Source organism: Paenibacillus sp. FSL H3-0469 (assembly GCF_038051945.1).
Taxonomy (GTDB): Bacteria; Bacillota; Bacilli; order Paenibacillales; family Paenibacillaceae; genus Paenibacillus_AQ.
Window position 1 is genome coordinate 811,030 of the sequence record NZ_CP150302.1, and the last position, 18,546, is coordinate 829,575.

General features: G+C 48.6%; 16 protein-coding genes. 13 read left to right on the top strand and 3 right to left on the bottom strand.

What is annotated here, in order from left to right:
- The first annotated feature begins 1 nt into the window (after position 1).
- From NSS83_RS03365 to NSS83_RS03400, 8 genes are all read left to right on the top strand, one after another.
- Entirely contained in the window at positions 2–1,339 is a 1,338-nt protein-coding gene (locus NSS83_RS03365) for a HAMP domain-containing sensor histidine kinase (RefSeq protein WP_341347663.1), read from the top strand.
- 114 nt (positions 1,340–1,453) lie between these two features.
- On the top strand, positions 1,454–2,461 hold the full coding sequence (locus NSS83_RS03370; protein WP_341347664.1) for a LacI family DNA-binding transcriptional regulator: 1,008 nt from the start codon (positions 1,454–1,456) through the stop codon (positions 2,459–2,461).
- Positions 2,462–2,762: 301 nt separating this feature from the next.
- A complete protein-coding gene (locus tag NSS83_RS03375; protein ID WP_341347665.1) occupies positions 2,763–3,143 on the top strand; it encodes a hypothetical protein in 381 nt (126 codons plus the stop codon).
- Entirely contained in the window at positions 3,140–4,153 is a 1,014-nt protein-coding gene (locus tag NSS83_RS03380; RefSeq protein WP_341347666.1) for a CehA/McbA family metallohydrolase, read from the top strand. Before NSS83_RS03375 ends, NSS83_RS03380 begins: the two co-directional genes overlap by 4 nt.
- Before the next feature lie 19 nt (positions 4,154–4,172).
- Complete coding sequence (locus NSS83_RS03385) at positions 4,173–4,874, top strand: glycerophosphodiester phosphodiesterase (protein ID WP_341347667.1); 702 nt, start codon at positions 4,173–4,175, stop codon at positions 4,872–4,874.
- Positions 4,859–5,788, top strand: a complete 930-nt coding sequence (locus NSS83_RS03390) for a sugar ABC transporter permease (protein WP_341347668.1) — start codon at positions 4,859–4,861, stop codon at positions 5,786–5,788. The genes NSS83_RS03385 and NSS83_RS03390 overlap by 16 nt, the downstream gene beginning before the upstream one ends.
- Before the next feature lie 16 nt (positions 5,789–5,804).
- Positions 5,805–6,650 (top strand): carbohydrate ABC transporter permease, encoded by an 846-nt coding sequence (locus tag NSS83_RS03395; protein WP_341347669.1) that lies wholly within the window; start codon positions 5,805–5,807, stop codon positions 6,648–6,650.
- A 65-nt stretch (positions 6,651–6,715) separates the two neighbouring features.
- Complete coding sequence (locus NSS83_RS03400; protein WP_341347670.1) at positions 6,716–8,119, top strand: extracellular solute-binding protein; 1,404 nt, start codon at positions 6,716–6,718, stop codon at positions 8,117–8,119.
- 82 nt (positions 8,120–8,201) lie between these two features.
- On the opposite strand, the gene NSS83_RS03405 is transcribed toward NSS83_RS03400, so the two are convergent.
- Entirely contained in the window at positions 8,202–9,965 is a 1,764-nt protein-coding gene (locus NSS83_RS03405; protein WP_341347671.1) for a HAMP domain-containing sensor histidine kinase, read from the bottom strand.
- On the bottom strand, positions 9,962–10,687 hold the full coding sequence (locus NSS83_RS03410; RefSeq protein ID WP_341185738.1) for a response regulator transcription factor: 726 nt from the start codon (positions 10,685–10,687) through the stop codon (positions 9,962–9,964). The genes NSS83_RS03405 and NSS83_RS03410 overlap by 4 nt, the downstream gene beginning before the upstream one ends.
- 209 nt (positions 10,688–10,896) lie before the next feature.
- Here NSS83_RS03410 and NSS83_RS03415 point away from each other — a divergent pair, with 209 nt between their 5' ends.
- Together NSS83_RS03415 and NSS83_RS03420 are read left to right on the top strand one after the other, a co-directional pair.
- Positions 10,897–11,937: a M23 family metallopeptidase gene (locus tag NSS83_RS03415; protein ID WP_341347672.1), complete on the top strand. Its 1,041-nt coding sequence runs from the start codon at positions 10,897–10,899 to the stop codon at positions 11,935–11,937.
- A gap of 299 nt (positions 11,938–12,236) precedes the next feature.
- On the top strand, positions 12,237–13,016 hold the full coding sequence (locus NSS83_RS03420) for an MBL fold metallo-hydrolase (RefSeq protein ID WP_341347673.1): 780 nt from the start codon (positions 12,237–12,239) through the stop codon (positions 13,014–13,016).
- Between the two features lie 31 nt (positions 13,017–13,047).
- Here NSS83_RS03420 and NSS83_RS03425 read toward each other — a convergent pair whose 3' ends face one another.
- Positions 13,048–14,649, bottom strand: a complete 1,602-nt coding sequence (locus NSS83_RS03425; RefSeq protein ID WP_341347674.1) for a M4 family metallopeptidase — start codon at positions 14,647–14,649, stop codon at positions 13,048–13,050.
- A gap of 742 nt (positions 14,650–15,391) precedes the next feature.
- Here NSS83_RS03425 and NSS83_RS03430 point away from each other — a divergent pair.
- The 3 genes from NSS83_RS03430 (at position 15,392) to NSS83_RS03440 (ending at position 18,540) form a co-directional block, all read left to right on the top strand.
- Entirely contained in the window at positions 15,392–16,756 is a 1,365-nt protein-coding gene (locus tag NSS83_RS03430) for an MFS transporter (protein ID WP_341186801.1), read from the top strand.
- Between the two features lie 69 nt (positions 16,757–16,825).
- Complete coding sequence (locus tag NSS83_RS03435; protein ID WP_341185733.1) at positions 16,826–18,052, top strand: macrolide family glycosyltransferase; 1,227 nt, start codon at positions 16,826–16,828, stop codon at positions 18,050–18,052.
- A gap of 56 nt (positions 18,053–18,108) precedes the next feature.
- Positions 18,109–18,540 carry a DUF4259 domain-containing protein gene (locus NSS83_RS03440; RefSeq protein WP_341185732.1) on the top strand — a complete coding sequence of 144 codons (432 nt, stop codon included), beginning with the start codon at positions 18,109–18,111 and terminating at the stop codon, positions 18,538–18,540.
- Positions 18,541–18,546 lie beyond the last annotated feature (6 nt).

An 18,546-nucleotide genomic window follows, 5' to 3' on the forward strand; every position in this document is an offset into this window, starting at 1 on the left:
TATGAGGTCAATCCGCATTCGGACGTTTACTATGCTGTGCTTCTGTTTTATCCTCATGTTGCCGTGGATCTTCTATGTGATTGCCCACTTTATGGAAACTAAGACACTCAGCTTCGAGCAAGGCCGGCTGCCGAGCGAGTCCCTGCAGCGCAATATATCTGAAATAACGCAACGAATTGAACAGGGCACAGACCAATGGACGGATCGGGATTGGCAAAACCAATTGTATCCCGCGCTGGATGAAGCAAACATGGATGTGCTTATTCAATCTGCAGCAGGACAGGACATTTATCGTTCCAATCCCGAGCGGCATGGCTCCAAGCGGTCAACCGAGCGTTTCTCCGTCATCGAGGAGGGTCAATTGCTGGGAAGGGTTATTCTGTACTACCCTCAATCCAATCCAATTCAAGTGATGGCGGCTTTTGCCGGACTGCTGCTTGCGCTCTTTGTTGTCGGAATGGAAATGAGGCGATTCGTGCTCAAACCACTAGAGAAGCTGGGCAATGCAGCAAGACAAATGGCAACAGGGGATTGGGAGGTTCGGTTACCCATATCCAGAGTCACCGAAATCGCTGAAGTCCGCGATGGCTTCGAGGCTATGGTCAAGGGAATGGAGCAGTCCTACCGAATACAGGCTGAACTGGAAGAGGAGCGCCGGTTCGTCATCGCGGCTGTTGCGCATGATTTACGGACCCCGTTGTTCGCTTTGCGCGGCTACCTGGATGGTCTGGAGCAGGGGATCGCACAAACTCCCGAGAAAATGGCACAATACGTGGCGGTTTGCAAGGATAAATCCGCTCAATTGGACCGTTTGGTAGAGGATCTGTTCACCTTCACCAAAATGGAGTATATGGAGCCGGAGCTAAACACGGAAACGGTTCATTTGAACCGGGTAATCCGCAATTCGTTAGACAGTCTGAGCCCTCAGGCCAGGCGGAGAGGAATATCCATCGCATTCCATGAAACAGATGGCTGCACCATCCGCGGAGATATACATTTATTAGAGCGGGCCATGAACAATCTTCTGGATAATGCCGTAAGACACACAGCGGCGGGCGGGGATATCGAGATCCAATGTAACCAAGCAGGGGATAGGGTCATGTTTAAGATACGCGATACCGGGCAGGGCTTCACTGCGGAAGAACTTGAGCGTGTTTTTGAACCCCTATACCGAGGGGAAGCATCCAGAAGCCGTTCAACCGGCGGCAGCGGATTAGGCTTAACCATTTCACAAAGGATTATCAGGCAGCACGGAGGCGGACTTGCCGCAAGCAATCATCCGGAAGGCGGAGCAATGCTTGAAGGATGGTTACCTGCAGCAGCGTTCAAGCAACAATAATCGTTAACACAGGCCTTACACTTCGCAATGCAACAGTCTGTATAATGGGTGATATGAAATCTCTAGGTAGTTGTATGAATCATCCGTACCGACCTTGCTAAGGAGTGAAATCGCATGAGCGCAAGAATTAAAGATGTAGCTGAACGGGCCGGTGTATCTGTTACTAGTGTGTCCCGGGTTCTGAATAGTGAGAAATATATTAGCCAGAAGATTCTGGATAAGGTGAATCAGGCGATCAAGGAATTGAACTACACCCCAAGCCAGATTGCCCGCAGTTTAAAAAAGCAGAAAACGGATACCATTGGTGTCATCGTTCCCGATCTGACAAATTATTTCTGCTCAACAATATTAAGCATTATTGAAGAGAGTGCCAGTGAGTATGGCTATAATCTGATCGTCTGCAATATTGCCGAGAATCTGGATAAGGAATTGAAGTATCTGCACGCCCTGCAGGAGATGAGGGTAGACGGGATCATCATCATGCACCAAAAGTTTGACGAACGGATCCTGTCTTTTATAGAATGCGCCGCTATGCCAATCTTATTTTCTTGTGTCCGCTCTCCGCTGCAGGGCAGGTTCTCTGTGCTAATTAATGACTATCAGGCGGCGCTGGATGCCACGGAATATCTCATCGGATTAGGCCATCGCCGGATTGCCTTCCTGGGCGGAGATCTGGAGGATATAACGGCTGGCTACAGCCGGTATCAAGGATATTTGGATGCGCTGAGCAAATCCGCTATTCCGCTTAATCCCGATTTTATCAGGTTCGGCAACTATAAGCAGGAGAGCGGACGATTAATGATGCAGGAGCTGTTAGAGCAGCAAGAGCGGCCTACTGTTGTTTTTGCCGTCAGTGACGATATGGCAGTAGGCGCGATGAACTGTATCCTTGATTACGGGCTTCGCATTCCTGAAGATATCTCTGTCATGGGATTTGACGACAGTCTCTTCGCCGAAGCCGTGAGGCCCATGCTTACTTCAATGCAGCAGCCTGTCCGGGAGCTCGGAAGAACTTCACTTGAATATCTGCACAATTTAATTCAAAACGGGAGTGAACCTGACTGTAAAGAAGTATACCTGCCGCACCGGATCATGGAGCGGGCCAGTTGCCGCAGAATATAATCTGAAACCAATGTATAAGCTCATCGAAGCTAAAGCCCCACTTTGTGGGGTTATTTTTTTTGTAAATTATCAATTAAGCCCCCAACATACTTTTAATATAAATAGGCTGGAAAGAAGGATTTCTATTAACAAGCAGTGAGTATGCTAGTGAAAGATTAATTTTCAGGTATCGATACCATATAGGTGATTAAAGGGGAAAGAGGTACAGGCTATGCATAAAGATATCATTTGGGTTCAGGGAAAAATCACGCCGAGCAGCTCTAAAACGCATATTGCATACCAGTTTCATTTGGAGCATTCTATGACTTCCTTGGAGATTGACTTCGGTTATGCCCCCAAACAATTCTTGGATCGGGAAGCATCGAAGCCGTTGATATTAGAGGCGATTGAGAGATACTCCGAACCGGCTTCGGCCGAACTGCATAAGAGACAGTGGGAGAATTACTACCCCCTGCAGAATCTGCTGACCTTATCGCTGGACAGCCCCTCGGGCTTCCGCGGTTCTGCACACCGGCATGCTCCAGAGCAGAAGCATATCATCTGCCCGGATTGGAGCAAGACTTCTCCCGGCTTCATCGCCGGAGATGTTCCCGCTGGCGTATGGAAGGTAACCGTCAGTGTACATTGCGTGGTTACACCGGATTGCAGCTATGAATTAACCGTGAGGGGGACCGGCAGATGAAATGGCTTCCATTCGAGCTTCACACCCACACGCCGCACAGTGACGGGACACATTCTCTGCTGGAGATGTGCCGGACAGCCTCAGAGCTGGGACTTGCAGGTATTGCGCTTACAGATCATAACACTGTATCGGGACTGGCCGATGCCGAAGCCGTTAGCAGGCAGACAGGCATCACGATCATTCCCGGCATGGAATGGACGACGTTCTACGGCCATATGCTGACCCTTGGGGCTCCGTACTGTGAATGGAGAGATCTCGGCCCGCACGATATTCATAAGGGCATATCGCGTGTTCATGAGCAGGGAGGCATCGTGGGCATTGCCCATCCCTACAGCTTAGGCAGTCCGATCTGTACAGGCTGCCACTGGGATTACACAATAAGTGACTGGAATCAGATTGATTATATCGAGGTATGGCATGAGATGATGCCTTCTATGAAAAATCATAATGTACCGGCATTTAAACAATGGACCGGTTTGTTAAACGAAGGATACAGGATATCCGCTACTGCCGGCCGGGATTGGCACAGATCTGAGCCTGCGGACAAGCTGGCAGCATATACGTATATTGGTCTTCCTGATAGACCCATACAACGATCGATCGCTGACATTATTGCGGCAATCAGGCAGGGGCAGCTCTGTCTGAGCATGGGTCCGTTACTGGAGGTCAGCCTCTCTCTTGGAAATGAGCGATACGGGCTTGGAGATCAAGTTCCCCTCGCTACCGTTGATACCTCTGCCATTGCCGGATTAACTGTACAGATTACACGTTCAACCCAGCCGGAGCGTCCTTGGGGAGCAGAGGAGGGGAACTGGATCATCGTAGATTCCAATCAGGGGGAACTCGCCAGATTACCAGCCTCTGAACATAACGGACGGCCTATTATGCTGCCTACAGAAGGGTTAATGTGGCTGCGGGTACGGCTTTTTGGCATCATCGACGGTGTTCTGACAACAATAGCCTGCACCAATCCGATTTATTTCTCAAACGGACTTCTGGAGGAAGAATAATACAAAAGGAGGGAATGCTGTGCAATACCCGAAACTGATTGCCCATACAGGCTGCGAGAGTACAAGCTACAATTCGCTTGCCTCCTGCGAAGCCGGGATAAAGGCGGGGGCATCGATTATAGAAGTGGATGTGCGTGTAACCAAAGATCATGTTGCTGTTCTCCTGCATGATGATCAGCCCCCTGTCAGCCGCTTGAACTATGAGCAGCTATTAGGGTCAGGCGAGGAGCCGGAGACACTGAACCGGATACTGACAAGGTTCAGTCAGCTTCCTGCCGCTTTTAATCTGGATCTTAAAACAGAACAGGCGGCGCAAGCCGCCATAGCCGAAGTAACAGCCACCTCTACCTGGAGTAAGGTATGGTTCACCGGAGCTACAAGACTGATAGCAGAATTCGGTTATCCGGGACATGTAATCTGGAATTTGCCTGATGAGCTCTCTGAGCTGGATGAAGCAACCTACCGGGAGCAAGCGGAAGAGCTGTGCCGGCGGGCAGCTGAAGCGAAGTTCGGGGGGATAAATGTTCAATATGAAGGCTGCCGGCCTCATATGGTGCAGCAGGCCCATCTTCACGGGCTGCAGGTTTGGATATATACCTTACCCTATGATCTGGAATTGTTCTATACCTATGTGAATATGGGGGTAGATGCCATTACTGTTTATGAGGTCACCAAGTATGTTCATGCAGGGAGGGATAAGTACCCTTGTCCGACCATATGACAAAAGCTACGACACTAGGAGTCTTAGACCGGAAACTTCTGCGTAACCGCAACAAAATAATCCGGAGGCAGCCTACACTGGCCTGGTACCTGTTTCTCCTGCCCACCTTGATTGGCATTGCGGTGTTTATGATCTACCCGCTGGCAGAGTCACTACGGCTTAGTTTTACCAAGGGGGCTGACGAGCATTACGTTGGACTTGAGAATTACGCCAGTGTACTAGAGTCAGGCACCTTTTGGTATTCCGTATATAACACGCTCTACATTACCGTCTTCCAGCTTCTGATTGCCATACCGGTTGGTTTCATCATTGCTTGTCTGATCAACAATTTACGCCGTGGCGCCAACTTCTTTAAAGTATTGTTTTATCTGCCCAATGTCACTTCTATTGTCGCAGCAGCCACCGTTTTTCTGGCCGTTCTTCATCCGGATGGGCCGCTCAACTATGTGCTGCAATTGCTGGGATTCGAGAAGATAGTCTGGCTGTCACAGCCTCTCTCTGCCAAGTGGGGCGCGATCATCCTTTCAGTCTGGCATTGGTTAGGCTTTGTTATCATCATTAATCTGGCTAATCTGCAGGCCATATCAAGCGATTACTATGAAGCAGCCTCCATAGACGGGGCTTCGCGATTCAGACAATGGCAGTATATCACCCTGCCGAATATGCTTGGAAGTCTGACTGTTCTGTTCATTATTGGCTGGATCGGCGGCCTTCAGCGGTTCTCTGACGCTTATATGCTCGGCGGACTGCAGGGTAGTCCGGCCCGGTCGCTGCATACTGTAGTCGGTTTTATCTTCGAGCGGGGGTTCGGCGGTAACGAATATGGCCTGGCCTCGGCTGCGTCCTATATTTTGTTTTTCTTTATTCTTGTGTTCACTTACATCAATACCAAGGTCACGAAAATGAAAATATAGGAGGGAAACCTGTGACATGTTGAGCGCAACAGGAAAAAACAAACTGTTGAGTGGACTGCTGTTCCTGCTCCTGCTTGGATTGGGTGCGTTGATGTTGTATCCCTTTCTATGGATGGTAAGCGTCAGCCTGGAAAGAAGCAGCAATATTGCCGTCCCGTTTCCTCCCCGGTTAATTCCAGAGCAGTTCTCCCTATTCAACTATAAGCTGGTTTTCGAGAATGGGGTTCTGTTCAAGACCTATGCCAACTCTGCAAATATTGCATTGTTTAGCGTCATCCTCAGCGTGTCTTCTGCCTTGCTGGCCGGTTACGCCTTTTCCAGAGGGGAATTCAGAGGGAAAAAGCTTCTATACTTCGCAGTACTGGCTACCATGATGATTCCATTTGAAGCCAGACTGATTCCAATGTTCACGATGTTCAATGATCTTGGAATGATCAATACGAAATACCCCCTGATCTTCCCGGCAATCATTAATGCGCTTGGCATCGTGCTGGTGAAGCAGTATTTTGACCGTCTCCCTGAAGGGCTGCGCGAATCTGCAAAGATTGATGGAGCCAATGAATTCACCATTTTTGTGCGGATATTTGCTCCCCTTACGGGACCGATTACAGCGACATTAGCCATTTTGGCCTTCCAGGATAGCTGGAATTCCTTTCTTTGGCCGCTTGTTGTTATCAACGATCAGGACATGAAGACCGTACCCTTGTTTCTATCCAGCTTTTCTTCCGAAAATGGCAATAGGCTGGTGGGCGTTACGATGGCTACTGCAGCCATGAGTATCCTGCCGATCGTACTGGTGTTTCTATTTTTACAAAAATACATCATTCGCAGCATTGCCCTCAGCGGCTTAAAGGGGGAGTGATCACCGGAACAAGCAAGGTCCAGTGTAATAAATGTATAAAAAAAATGGAGTAGAGGGAGCTAACCATGTCTAATAAATCAACCTTGAAGATGACAGGAACGCTGCTGCTGGCGTCCACTATGATTTTGAGTGCATGTAATAACGGGAATTCGAATCAGACAGTGAAGGCAAACACTGAACCGGCTGCAACAGAAGGCGCAAGCAATGCAGTGCCTGCTGCTGAGAAACCAACAGGAACACTGAAGGTGCAGCTCGTAGGCGATTTCTCGTTGGAGGACAAGACCGATCCAATCTCCGGCAAAACCTCTAAAGGTGTAAAAGTGCTTAAAGAGGAGTTCGAGAAGCAGTATCCTGATACATCCGTCGAGTTTGTACTTATGGGTTGGGATAACTATAACGAGAAAACTCAGACGATGCTTCAGTCTGGAGCAGCAGATGTATATCAAGTCCCGGGGATTACCACTTTTGTTGAACAGGGGTTGCTGGAGCCTCTGCAGCCGTATATTGATAAGGACAGCTATGATCTAGGGAAATACTTGAATGGACAGGTGGAAGGCTGGAAGGTAATGGGACCCGATGATCAGGAACCGCAGATTTATGGCCTTCCGTTTATCGGAGATGCCCGGGTAATTGTATATGACCGTCAACTGTTTGACGATTGGGGAGTGGACTATCTGTCCGAGTCGCCGACCATCGAGGAAGTCCTGGACAAGGCCTCCAAGATGACAGGCAAGAATCCCAAAACAGGAGAGCAGAACTATGGTCTGACCTTTAAGGGGAGCGATGCTGCCGATTCGGTAATGAACATCAATGAATCGCTCGGCGGGCAATGGGGCACAGGTTTTCTGTGGAAGGATATGAAGCTGGAATTCAATAGTGATACTATGGTGCAGGCCCTTGATTTAATGAAGGATGCGATAAAGTATGCACCCGAGGGTGTAATGGCCGGACAAGGTGCCGAAAATTTCCTGACAGAAAAAAATAATATTGCGATCAATCTGCGTGAATCCCCGGGGTTTATTAATAACCTGGCTAACCTTGGGCTGGAGGACCGTTACGAGGCTGCCTTGTTATTCAAAAATCAGAAAACTGGAATGGGTGGTATGTTCGCGGGAAGTCCGTTTGCCATTGGAGCCTCCAGCAGTAATAAGGACCTGGCTTGGGAATGGCTGAAATTCAGCGGAAGTGAATTCTTCCAGCAATATATGTGGGAGGAACAGCGTTCACAGAGTATGCCTGTTATTAAGGCGGCAGAGAACTGGTCTTCTGTGCAGGAGATTAGACAGATGGACACCATTGTGAAGCAAATGGGCCAGTTATGGACACCACGTTATCCATATCGGTCCGGTCAGCCGCGCTATATTCTATCTGAGAATGTGGAGCGTGTCCTATTAGGTGAGCTGAGTTCAGCCGATGCGCTGAAGAAAGCACAGGAGGAAGCCACTAAGTGGCTGGCAGGTCAGCAGTAATCAGCTAATCATCAAAGAAGACGCCTGGGCAGATGCCCGGCGTCTTTCTTTTGAAACCTTGATGGCTGTCCAAGTCTCCTGATTATATCACCCTCGAACGGGCATCCCATATCAAACGTATTTCCGTTCCCTCTTCGGGACTGGAGCGAACCTCAATTCGCCCTTGCATCGCCTCGATCAGCCCTTTGGTTACCGCCATGCCCAGGCCTGAGCCGACATCGGGTGCCGCTGTATCTGTGCCGCGATAGTATCGTTCGAACAGCTTCCACACCGTCTCCTGATCCATCCCGCGTCCATTATCGGCAAATTTAACGATGAACTCGCCCGCCCCTGTGCCTACCTGCACACTTACGATCAGCTGCGCGTCCGGCGGATTATGGAGCAGGGCGTTGGCGGTCAGATTATCAACGATCCGTTCAAAGGAGGGAATGTGTACATGTCCCAGTACCTCCGCCGGGGCAGGCTGGAACGTAATGCGGCCCTCTCCATAAGCTGGGTTACGTTCAGCACGCTGTACCAAATCCTGAAGCAGGGCATTGATATCCGTTAACTCAATAGGGGGCTGGTACCCGCCACTGCGCAGACGATAGGTCATGGCCAGGTCGCTTACCAGCCTGTCCATGTACATCGATTTGTCCAGCATAATGCCAGCGAATTCGCGTACTTCATTAGAAGCCCACTCGTATTTCTCTGCTTCCAGCATATGTGCATAACCCTGGAGAGAGGATAGGGGTGTTTTTAAATCATGGGTGATTCCAGCAATCCATTCCTCCCGCAGAGAGTCGGTCTGTTTGCGGAGTTCCTTATCCTGTTTCAGGGTATCGGATAACGTCTGTATAGAATGTAACACTTCCGTATATACCCGATAGTTCCGCCGCCATTTCCCGTTTTTCTTCCGGCTAAGCGGCCTGCCGCGGGGGCCGGCCGGCTCCTCATATTGTCCGCGTTCAAGCCGCTGCAGCCATTGGAGCATATGGAGCATGGGATAACCGAACAGGTTGGCATACCAGACAGCAAGCAGGATCAGCAAGCCGATAATGGATACCAGAAGTGCAATCATGGCAGGTCCAAAAATAAACCCGAAGGGGTTCACGTTGCTCCCCGCCGGATTGCCCGCAAGAGGAACACTCAGCATCCAGGTGGAATGGTTCTGCTCATCATAGCTGGTCACTGTAGTCATTCCATACCGGGAGGGGTAGCGTGTACGCAGAATCAGGTCCTGGATGCTGTAGCTGTCCGGGATGCCGCTTGCGGGTTTGTTGAAAGAAGCCATCTCCTGTCCTTGTTCGTCCAAAATCTGAAGATAGGCATCCGCCGCGCGGATGATGTCCTGCTGTCCGGACGCCAGTTCAAGCTTGTTATTGGCATAACGTCCCCCGTTATATGCTTGATCCAGCATGGTTACGGCCTGGTTGTTCTCTCCGTACAGCAGGGTGAAATTGATCCCTTGTCGTTCCCGGATAAGCAGATATAGCTCGTAGGGAAAGGGCTTTTTTCCTTGCCAATAGGATATAAGCTCTCCAGATTTATAGTGATCCGGCACATCGGGAGGGGTATGGAAAGCATCCAGCACACGGCCCTGCTCATCGAGAATCTGAAGCCAGCCGTTGTTCTCTTCGATTCGCTTCAGCAGTTCGGGATCATACTTAACACTGCCGTCCGGCAAAATATCGGCTGTACTGATTAGCTGGTCGAGCCCGACAGTGGCAAAATCTTCAACCAGGTTAGCCTCATTCAACTGCTGAATGACCCAGTAAGCTATACTTCCGCCGATAACCAGGATCAGGACCACTGTACCCGCAAGCAAGCCAATGAACCTCGTCATCAATCTGCGTCTTACACTCATCGCCCAGGCACCATGCCGGACTGAATGAGCTTATACCCTAGCCCGCGAACGTTCACCAATCGTTCAGGGTTGGACGGATCAGCCTCAATACGCTCGCGAATCCGGTGAATATGTACCATGACGGTGTTGTCATCCGAAATGGCCTCCGATCCCCATACCCGCTCATACAATTCCGCCTTGGTGAAGATACGATTAGGATGTTTGCAAAAGAATAGCAGTAACTGGTATACCAGAGCAGGGCAATACACCAGTTGACCTTCTACTCTGAGTTCACCGGCTGGCTCAATGACCTGAAAGCGTCCAAAATCATAGATTCCTTCCTGTGGCAGTCTTTCTGCTTCTGTCTGTCTGGGCAAATATCGTCTCAGCAGGGATTTGATCCGTGCAACTACTTCCAGCGGGTTAAAGGGTTTAACGACATAATCGTCTCCGCCAACCGCGAAGCCGGTCAGCTTGTCGTAATCGGTTGTTTTTGCAGTCAGAAAGAGAATAGGGGCATCGGTCATTTGACGCAGGAAAGGGCAGATTTCCAGCCCGCTTCGGCCTGGAAGCATCACGTCCAGCACGATGCAGTGATAGGTTTTCTTTTTACATGCAGCAATCGCATCTTCACCGCTAGTGACCGTATCGATATCCAGGAATTGCTCTTTGAGCAATACCGTTCGGAGCATATGCAGAATCGCCTGTTCATCATCAACAAGCAGGATTGATACTTCATCCATGACGAAATAGAACCTCCCAGCTTTTTATATAGGTATCATACCATTCTGCAGCACTGTGCTGCGTGCCGGCAACCTTAACGGATGCTTAATTTTGGAGAACCAGCATGCCGCAAAGTTAAGATAGACGTAAGAGTAGGTTAGACGGCAGGTAAGATTGATTTCGTACACTGAACTAGAAAAATACCGTTCTAGCAAAGGAGTGCAGGGAAATGACTAGAGTATATTCGAAAAGCTGGAAGGGGCTTGCCGCAATGCTGGGTACGTGTGTGATGTTGTCTGCCTGCGGCACCCCGGAATCAGCTGAACCACAAGAGCAATTACCTGTAGAACAGACAGCCAGTGCAGCCCCAACAGAGGAAGCTGCGAATGAAGCCGGGGAGGGCGCAAAGATTACACCTGACAATTTCATGGATACCTTAATGAATGGGCCGAAGGAGGACATTTACGAGCAGATGAGTCCGGAGCTACAGAAAATCATAACGCTTGACGAATTCAAGACGACTGCCGATAGCTTTATGGAAGGCGTTACTTCATGGAACAAGGTTACGGAAGTTAAACTGAACAAGCTGGTTGATCGTTCGTGGAAGGATCAGAGTGGGACTAAGGGGATTCAGGCCTCTTTTGCTGAAGATCACCAAATTGTGGGGCTCCTTATTCAGCCGCTTGAAACACATGAAGCAACGGATAAGGCGTTGACCAAAACTGAATTCCAGTTTCCACTGAAGGGCGAATGGTTTGTGTTCTGGGGCGGGAATGATGTGTTATCCAACTATCATTATGCTCATGAAACCCAGCGTTACGCTCTCGACATTATCCGCACTCAGAATGAGGCAAGCTATCAAGGAGAGGGAAAGGACAACGAGGACTATTATGCTTTTGGTGAACCGCTCTATGCAGCAGCAGAGGGCAAGGTGGTTGAAGTCAAGAATGACATCCCGGATAACACTCCGGGCGTGATGAACGCTGAAGAACCGGAAGGGAATGTTGTGGTCATTGATCATGGAAATGGGGAGCACAGCATCACAGCACATCTCAAACAAGGCAGCGTAGCCGTCAAAAAAGGAGATAACGTCAAGCAGGGAGATCTCATCGGACATCTAGGTAATTCAGGGAACTCCAGTGAAGCACACTTGCATTTTCAAGTATCGGACGGGCCCGACATCTTCACTTCACGTTCGATTCTGATCCGCTGGGCCGATCAGAGTCAGAAGCTGACACGGGGGAAAACGTTTCAGGGACTGCACGATTAATTGCGTCAGTTTTTGCCGTTCCAAGTAACGTGCATGTGCTTCGGCCTTCCCAAGCGCAAACTGCGCGCTGTCGTGGTCAAAGTAAATAGGTGCTGCTGCGCCGAGGGATGGGTCCCATGCTTCACTGCCAGTACATTTATAAAAAATCCTGCAAATGTGCAACATTGCTACTCCTTACAAGTGGCCGGTTATAGATGGCACCAGCATCCTTCACCCGCAGGTGAGTGACTATAGATCATGGACAATTTTAAAGCCTATACCGAGCACAATTAACAATCAAAAGAAAGACGCCCGGGAAGATGGAAGATACCCGGCGTTTTTCTTTCAAGAGTGAAAATAGTGTTGACTTGCGGCTTCCTTTAAGGAATATAATATACCTACTTATAGGAAAGGAAGATGAAGGAATGTCCATGTCTCGGCCGAATACCGGAATTAAAGCAATAGAGCTTCGAATGGGATCTTTTATTGTATATCCGACATTGTTGTGGGATGAACGGAATCTTGTACTTGTGGATACTGGCATTCCCGGGCAATTGGATAAGATTCGAACGTTGCTTGAAAGGGAAGGCTTTGGACTAGATCAGCTGACGCATATCATCATTACGCATCAAGACAGCGATCACATTGGCAGTCTGCCGGAGCTAGTTCAGGCCAGGGGGAACGAGTTGACGGTGCTCGCACATGAGGAGACTGTACCCTATTTGACGGGAGCCATTCCGCTTGTTAGAGGTAGAACTTTTGCACCGTCCGTGCACGTTCATACGGCACTTAAGGATCGAGACATTCTGCCCCTGGCCGGTGGCATTCAAGCCGTTTTCACCCCAGGACACACGCCAGATCATATGTCGCTCTATCATATCCCGACGCAAACGTTAATTGCCGGCGATGCATTAAACTCAAAGGACGATAAGCTCCTGCCCTTCGACAACTATTACACGTTGGATCATTCTACTGCGCTGAAGTCGATTGCCAAGCTGCTAGACCTGGATATTAAAAAAGTGATCACCTATCATGGTAACGAAGCTACTCATCGAATTAAGGAAAGTCTCCAGAATATAGTAAATACAACAGGCCAATGATCTTGAGGATCATTGGCCTGTTATTCTGTTCTTAGTAGACGCCTACCGCATTGTAAGCTTTAGTTACAGCAGTTACTTGAGCCGAGCCTGCTCCAAACAATTCAGTAGCCGATTGAATGATTGCTGTACGTGCAGCAGAGAAATTAGATGAGGTTGTAAGGTAATATACAAGTGCATTGTAATAGATTTGAACAGCATCCTCACGGCCGATACCTGTGACCGTTACACCGTTAAACGTACCGCCCTGAGCAGCCAGATAGAAGGCTTTGTTATTGATGCCGCTGTTCGTATGCACACCGCCTTCGTCAGCGGTGCCGGTATAACGGTCGCTGTATTTGTCAGGCTGGCCGTACAATGGCGGATTAGCCAGTGAGCGTAGTGCGTCCCCCGCTATGCCCGGTGTATAAATTTTATCACCAATCAGCCAGTTCGCACCTTCAATTGAATTTCCGATGATGTCGGAGAAGGACTCATTGAGTGCCCCTGGTTCTCCGTAGTATTCAAGATTGGATGTTTTCTCAGTCACGCCATGCGTCAACTCATGGCCTATCACATCCAAATCACCGGACAGCAGAGTAAAGGTAGACCCATCCCCATCACCGAAAACAATCTGCGCACCATTCCAAAAAGCGTTGTTATAGGAAGTGTAGTAATGGACGGTTGAACGGATCTGCAGTCCGTTGTTGTCCAGGCTGTTGCGGCCGAAATGCTGGAGATAATAATCATAGGTTCTCTCAGCATAGGTGTGGGCATCTACAGCGGCTTTGTCTGTCCAGATATTGTTAGTGCTGGTTAAGAGCGTCCCCGGAAGAGAGGTCTTGTTCTTGGCGGTATAGGTCACAATGCCCTTGCCGCGGGTGCTGTCGTAGAGCTGGTAGGTTGAACCCGAGAGGCGTGTCTCGAACGTTTTGGTATCTCCAAATACTCCAGTACCCGTACCCGTCAGGTTCTCTAAGATATTATATTTGAACACTACGCTGCCATTCTCTGCAGAAATGAAGTACCGTATCCGCAAAGGCTCGGGTTCCAGAACGTTCACTTCTGTTTTATAGACTAATTGAGGTTCTCCGTCAACGATAAAATAATACAAATCCGCTGTAGGAGTAACTTGGGGCTCACCAAGCGGTCCATGTTCCAGCGTAGCATCCTGACCGGCTGCCGCGATGGCATCTGCTCCGGATATGGTTTGGAGTTGAATCAGCGGCTGCGGAATGGTCTGGTAGACATCTTCAACTACACTTCCCAGCAGGGAGGTAACATTGCCGGCTTTGTCGATATGCAGGGTCTGATCGGCTCCATATACCGGAATCCCCGAGATATACTGGCTTAACCGGTAATGCTGGCTGCCTGTTTTGCTGTTTGTTTCTTGCTCTGTGATTTTAAATTTCCCCCGAATGTCCCCCTTAGCCGAAAGATGCAGGTTCCCTTTAACACTTTCAAGATATCCCCATACCTTGTCCTCAGAAGCAGAGTCTGCTGGGGTTTTCCAGGCTTGGTCCGTAATTGAAATAGGAGAAGAGCCTGAGAAGAGCTCTACAGGATTACTCTCATTGTTTTCAGCGGCACTGCCCATCGAGGCAAAGGACCCAAGCGCCACAACCCCTGCAAAAAGTGTAACTACAGTCTTTTTCATAATCATTACTCCTCCGATCAAATTGGTTGGTTTAAAGATGTGCCTGTGCACTTTCTCAAGCTGCGATCTGAGGTGCAAGGACTACGGCGGCAAACAACCCTAATGTACGGAGGGAAAGTGTGGAGACGGCAAGACCCCTTTCATGAAATTTACAACTACATACTTGTTTCACAGAGCCTAGAAATGGATATTTATGTTAATAATGTAATTATAGTGTTTTCAGTATATTCAGGTTTTTGCATATCAACTATGATCAGAATCACAATTAATGCAATAAAAATAATTGCGCAACAAGCAGTTATATATGCAAAGTAAATTTTACTTAGGGAATCAAGAGATTGGAGAGCGGTTGTTCAGCGAGGGGAATTTTCACAGCCATGCCGGTCATCAAGTGCTTACACGTTACATTGCCAAGACGGAATTTCTGCTCGGCCTGAGTATAGTCTGGACAAATACAAGGCGATGATTGATGAATTTCTGCACCGTGGGGAAACCCGCTGATTCTATAGCCGTGACTCATTCTTGCAAGCCGCCTTTGGCGGTTTTTTTGTTAGTTAAAAACCCTTTATGTTATTCATACTTTTTAAACATTAACCTTTACAAAGTAGAAAGGGTATTGTATATTTAGATCATAAAAAGGGTATTTTTACCATTACACTTAACTATTATGGAGGTGTAGGAGACAAACAACAATCAGATTGGGATTTTTGACAGGCAGCACAGGGCGTTGACGATTGGTATTATGCTGGTTCTAACCACCGTAGCTTTCGAGGGGCTGGCTATTACGACAATTGCTGCGAGAATGGCACAAAGCTTGCAGGGTATTCATTCATACGGTTGGATTTTCAGCGCATTTTTGTTATCTCAGCTGATTGGAACCTTGGTTATCGGTCAAATGGTTGACAAGCGCGGCGTTTTCACCTCGTTGCTCGTGTCGTTTAGTATTTTTGTGCTTGGAACTGTGGTTGCGGCTGTTTCTTTTGATATGCACATGCTTATTGCAGGAAGAGCCCTTCAAGGTTTTGGGGCGGGAGCTCTGATCACATGCATTTATACCTGTGTAACGTTGCATTATTCGGATGCTCTGCGCACTCAGATTTTAGCGGCATTCTCCATGGCATTTGTCCTGCCTTCCTTAATAGGACCTTACCTGGCAGGCCTTATTGCCTCCTATATGTCATGGCGATTTGTTTTCTGGATGGTTGTACCCCTGATTGGATTGGCATTGAGTCTCACCTTCCGCTCTTTCCGTGAACTGCAACTTCGGCAAGTACTGACGGGTCCAGCCCCAAAGGCAGACTCGAAGACTCTTCATGCAATCCTGCTTACCATTGGAACGGGGCTACTACTCACAGGACTCGGTATGATAACCGATTGGACAGGAATTGTACTCACTCTAGGTGGTTTAATCGTCATGATCCCACCCATGCGGATACTGCTGCCTAAGGGCTCTTTTGCGGTAAAAAAAGGATTGCCTGCTACATTGGTTTCCAGGGGGCTGTATGTGGCTTGTTATTTTACAACGGAGAGTTTTGTGATTTTGGCGCTAACCGAAGTAAAGGGCTTATCAGCAGATCTTGCCGGCCTCATTGTCGCAGCAGGTTCCTTGAGTTGGTCCGCCGCAGCGTGGTTGCAGGCGAAGCTTGATGTACGAGATCAAGGTTATGGCCGAAAACGCAGAGTTATGGTAGGTATCGGGATTATGATCGCTGGGACTGTACTTGTGATCCTGGCCCTTATGCTGTCGGAAGGTGGAATCATACTCGTCTTACTCTCGCAAATGATTACCGGCTTCGGTGTTGGATTGGCTAATCCTACGACCGCAGCCATTGCTCTACAACATGCGGCGCCCGGGAAAGAGGGAGAAATGTCTTCGAATCTGCAGTTTGTGGATTCCTTTTATATGGGCGTAAGCATAGGAGTGGGCGGCGCTCTAATCGCCTTATCCGATACTTTACAGTGGGGCATATCGACAGGAGTGGTGATAGTGTTAACACTCCAATTACTATGGGTCTTATTAAGTTTCTTGGCATCTCTACGTATTACCGAACTCGTTCATCAAGAACATCATCCGATCAGCCAGTCGAAAGAGAACCTTCCCATGTAAAGGATGACCATCGCGTAGCTACATACATCACGAAGAACGGAGGAAAAATTGCATTGGGAGGGAGATAGAATGGCACGTGTATTAGTGGTCATTACTCCGGCTGAAGGCCATGTGAATCCGTCGTTAGGATTAGTTACCCAGTTGATTGACAGTGGAGAAGAGGTTGTCTATGTGTGCGTGGAGGAGTATCGTTCCCGAATTGAACAAACCGGAGCCTTGCTCATAACCTATCCATTTCCGCAAGATGCCTTTTCTCATGATCCCGTGTTGAAACCGCAGGAGTACATTCATCCTTATCAATTCATTTATATGATGGTAGGCGGTATCATTCAGAGGATTATACCCGAGGTGTTTCGAGTGATCGGCAATCAAAAGTTCGATTATTTGATTTTTGATTCACTGATGGGCTGGGGAGGGACTATTCTTGCAGAAAAACTAGGGATTCCCGCCGTATGTACGATTGCTTCCTTTGCTTTCGTTGATCCGTTGGGGACTGGCGAAGGCATGAATGAGCAGGAGATGGATACGAATACGATGGAGCTGTATGAGGCTACGATGAAGATAACACGGGAGTTAGCGCAAGAGTATCAAGTGAGTCTTCCCGCCATGGAAGAAATCCCGGCACATACAGGCCGGTTAAAGCTTGTGTATACAAGCCGTTATTTTCAGCCGCATGCAGAAAAACTGGACAATCGTTTTATTTTCACAGGTCCTTCGATCATACCGCGTCAAGATGCTGAGACTTTCCCGTTTGAGCTGCTTCGTGAACGTTACCCGCATACCGTGTACATTGCTATGGGTACTATTTTAAATAAAAACTTGGATTTCTATCAACTTTGCTTTGAAGCATTTGGGGATATGCCGGTGAATGTGGTTCTATCTTCAGGGAGATATACGGATATGGAGCCGCTGGCTGATCAAATTCCCCCTAATTTTATCGTCGTGCCCTATATTGCACAGCTCGATATGCTACAGCATACGGATGTTTTCATCACACATGCCGGAATGAATAGTACGAGTGAGGCGCTATATTACAACGTTCCGTTAGTAATGATTCCATTAACGTCGGATCAGCCTCTTGTAGCCAATCGGGTACAGGAGTTAGGGGCGGGTATCTCTTTAAATAAACTCAACCTCAGTGCAACGGATATGAGAGAGGCATTGTCAGAAGTCCTAAGCAATCCATTCTATAAACAGCAGGCTTGCCTCATCGGTGAATCTTTACGGCAATCCGGCGGTTATAAGCGGGCCGCCGAAATAATTATGAGTCACATGGCTGTGATTACTACTATTTGACCTGCATTGGACACGCTCTATATAATGAAGAGACGAGAGTGACAGGGGGGCATCGAATGGGAGCATGGGGAATCAAAGCATTGGAAAGTGATGAAGGGCTGGATCTGGTGGCGGCGATCGAGGACTTGCTTCCTCGTGACACATTGGATTTGGGTGAGTTGATGGCGAAGTTTGGTGAGGATGACTTCCTTTATGACGGAACAGTGCTCGCCCTCGCGGAGCTGTATATCGAGTTTCAAGAGAATGGCAGTTTGGATTACGATCATGAGGAGGAAGAACGCACCTGGACGCAAGTACGGGCGTTCACGGCCGATCATTCCGCGCTGGGGACTTTGCTGGAGCATTTGAACGTGATTTGGACTGACATTGAGGGGGAGTGCGAGGGCGATTTGGCGGAACTGTGGCGGGAATCGTCAAGCTGGGACGAATGGCGGGCACATGTACAGCAGCTCATTTCCAAGTTGGAGGCGCGGCTTGCCAAATATTAGTAGTAG

Coding starts and splice junctions, on each gene's coding strand:
- NSS83_RS03365 (WP_341347663.1), top strand. CDS start 2: ATGAGGTCAATCCGCATTCGGACGTTTACTATGCTGTGCTTCTGTTTT.
- NSS83_RS03370 (WP_341347664.1), top strand. CDS start 1,454: ATGAGCGCAAGAATTAAAGATGTAGCTGAACGGGCCGGTGTATCTGTT.
- NSS83_RS03375 (WP_341347665.1), top strand. CDS start 2,763: ATGACTTCCTTGGAGATTGACTTCGGTTATGCCCCCAAACAATTCTTG.
- NSS83_RS03380 (WP_341347666.1), top strand. CDS start 3,140: ATGAAATGGCTTCCATTCGAGCTTCACACCCACACGCCGCACAGTGAC.
- NSS83_RS03395 (WP_341347669.1), top strand. CDS start 5,805: ATGTTGAGCGCAACAGGAAAAAACAAACTGTTGAGTGGACTGCTGTTC.
- NSS83_RS03400 (WP_341347670.1), top strand. CDS start 6,716: ATGTCTAATAAATCAACCTTGAAGATGACAGGAACGCTGCTGCTGGCG.
- NSS83_RS03405 (WP_341347671.1), bottom strand. CDS start 9,965: ATGAGTGTAAGACGCAGATTGATGACGAGGTTCATTGGCTTGCTTGCG.
- NSS83_RS03410 (WP_341185738.1), bottom strand. CDS start 10,687: ATGGATGAAGTATCAATCCTGCTTGTTGATGATGAACAGGCGATTCTG.
- NSS83_RS03415 (WP_341347672.1), top strand. CDS start 10,897: ATGACTAGAGTATATTCGAAAAGCTGGAAGGGGCTTGCCGCAATGCTG.
- NSS83_RS03420 (WP_341347673.1), top strand. CDS start 12,237: ATGGAAGATACCCGGCGTTTTTCTTTCAAGAGTGAAAATAGTGTTGAC.
- NSS83_RS03425 (WP_341347674.1), bottom strand. CDS start 14,649: ATGAAAAAGACTGTAGTTACACTTTTTGCAGGGGTTGTGGCGCTTGGG.
- NSS83_RS03430 (WP_341186801.1), top strand. CDS start 15,392: ATGCTGGTTCTAACCACCGTAGCTTTCGAGGGGCTGGCTATTACGACA.
- NSS83_RS03435 (WP_341185733.1), top strand. CDS start 16,826: ATGGCACGTGTATTAGTGGTCATTACTCCGGCTGAAGGCCATGTGAAT.
- NSS83_RS03440 (WP_341185732.1), top strand. CDS start 18,109: ATGGGAGCATGGGGAATCAAAGCATTGGAAAGTGATGAAGGGCTGGAT.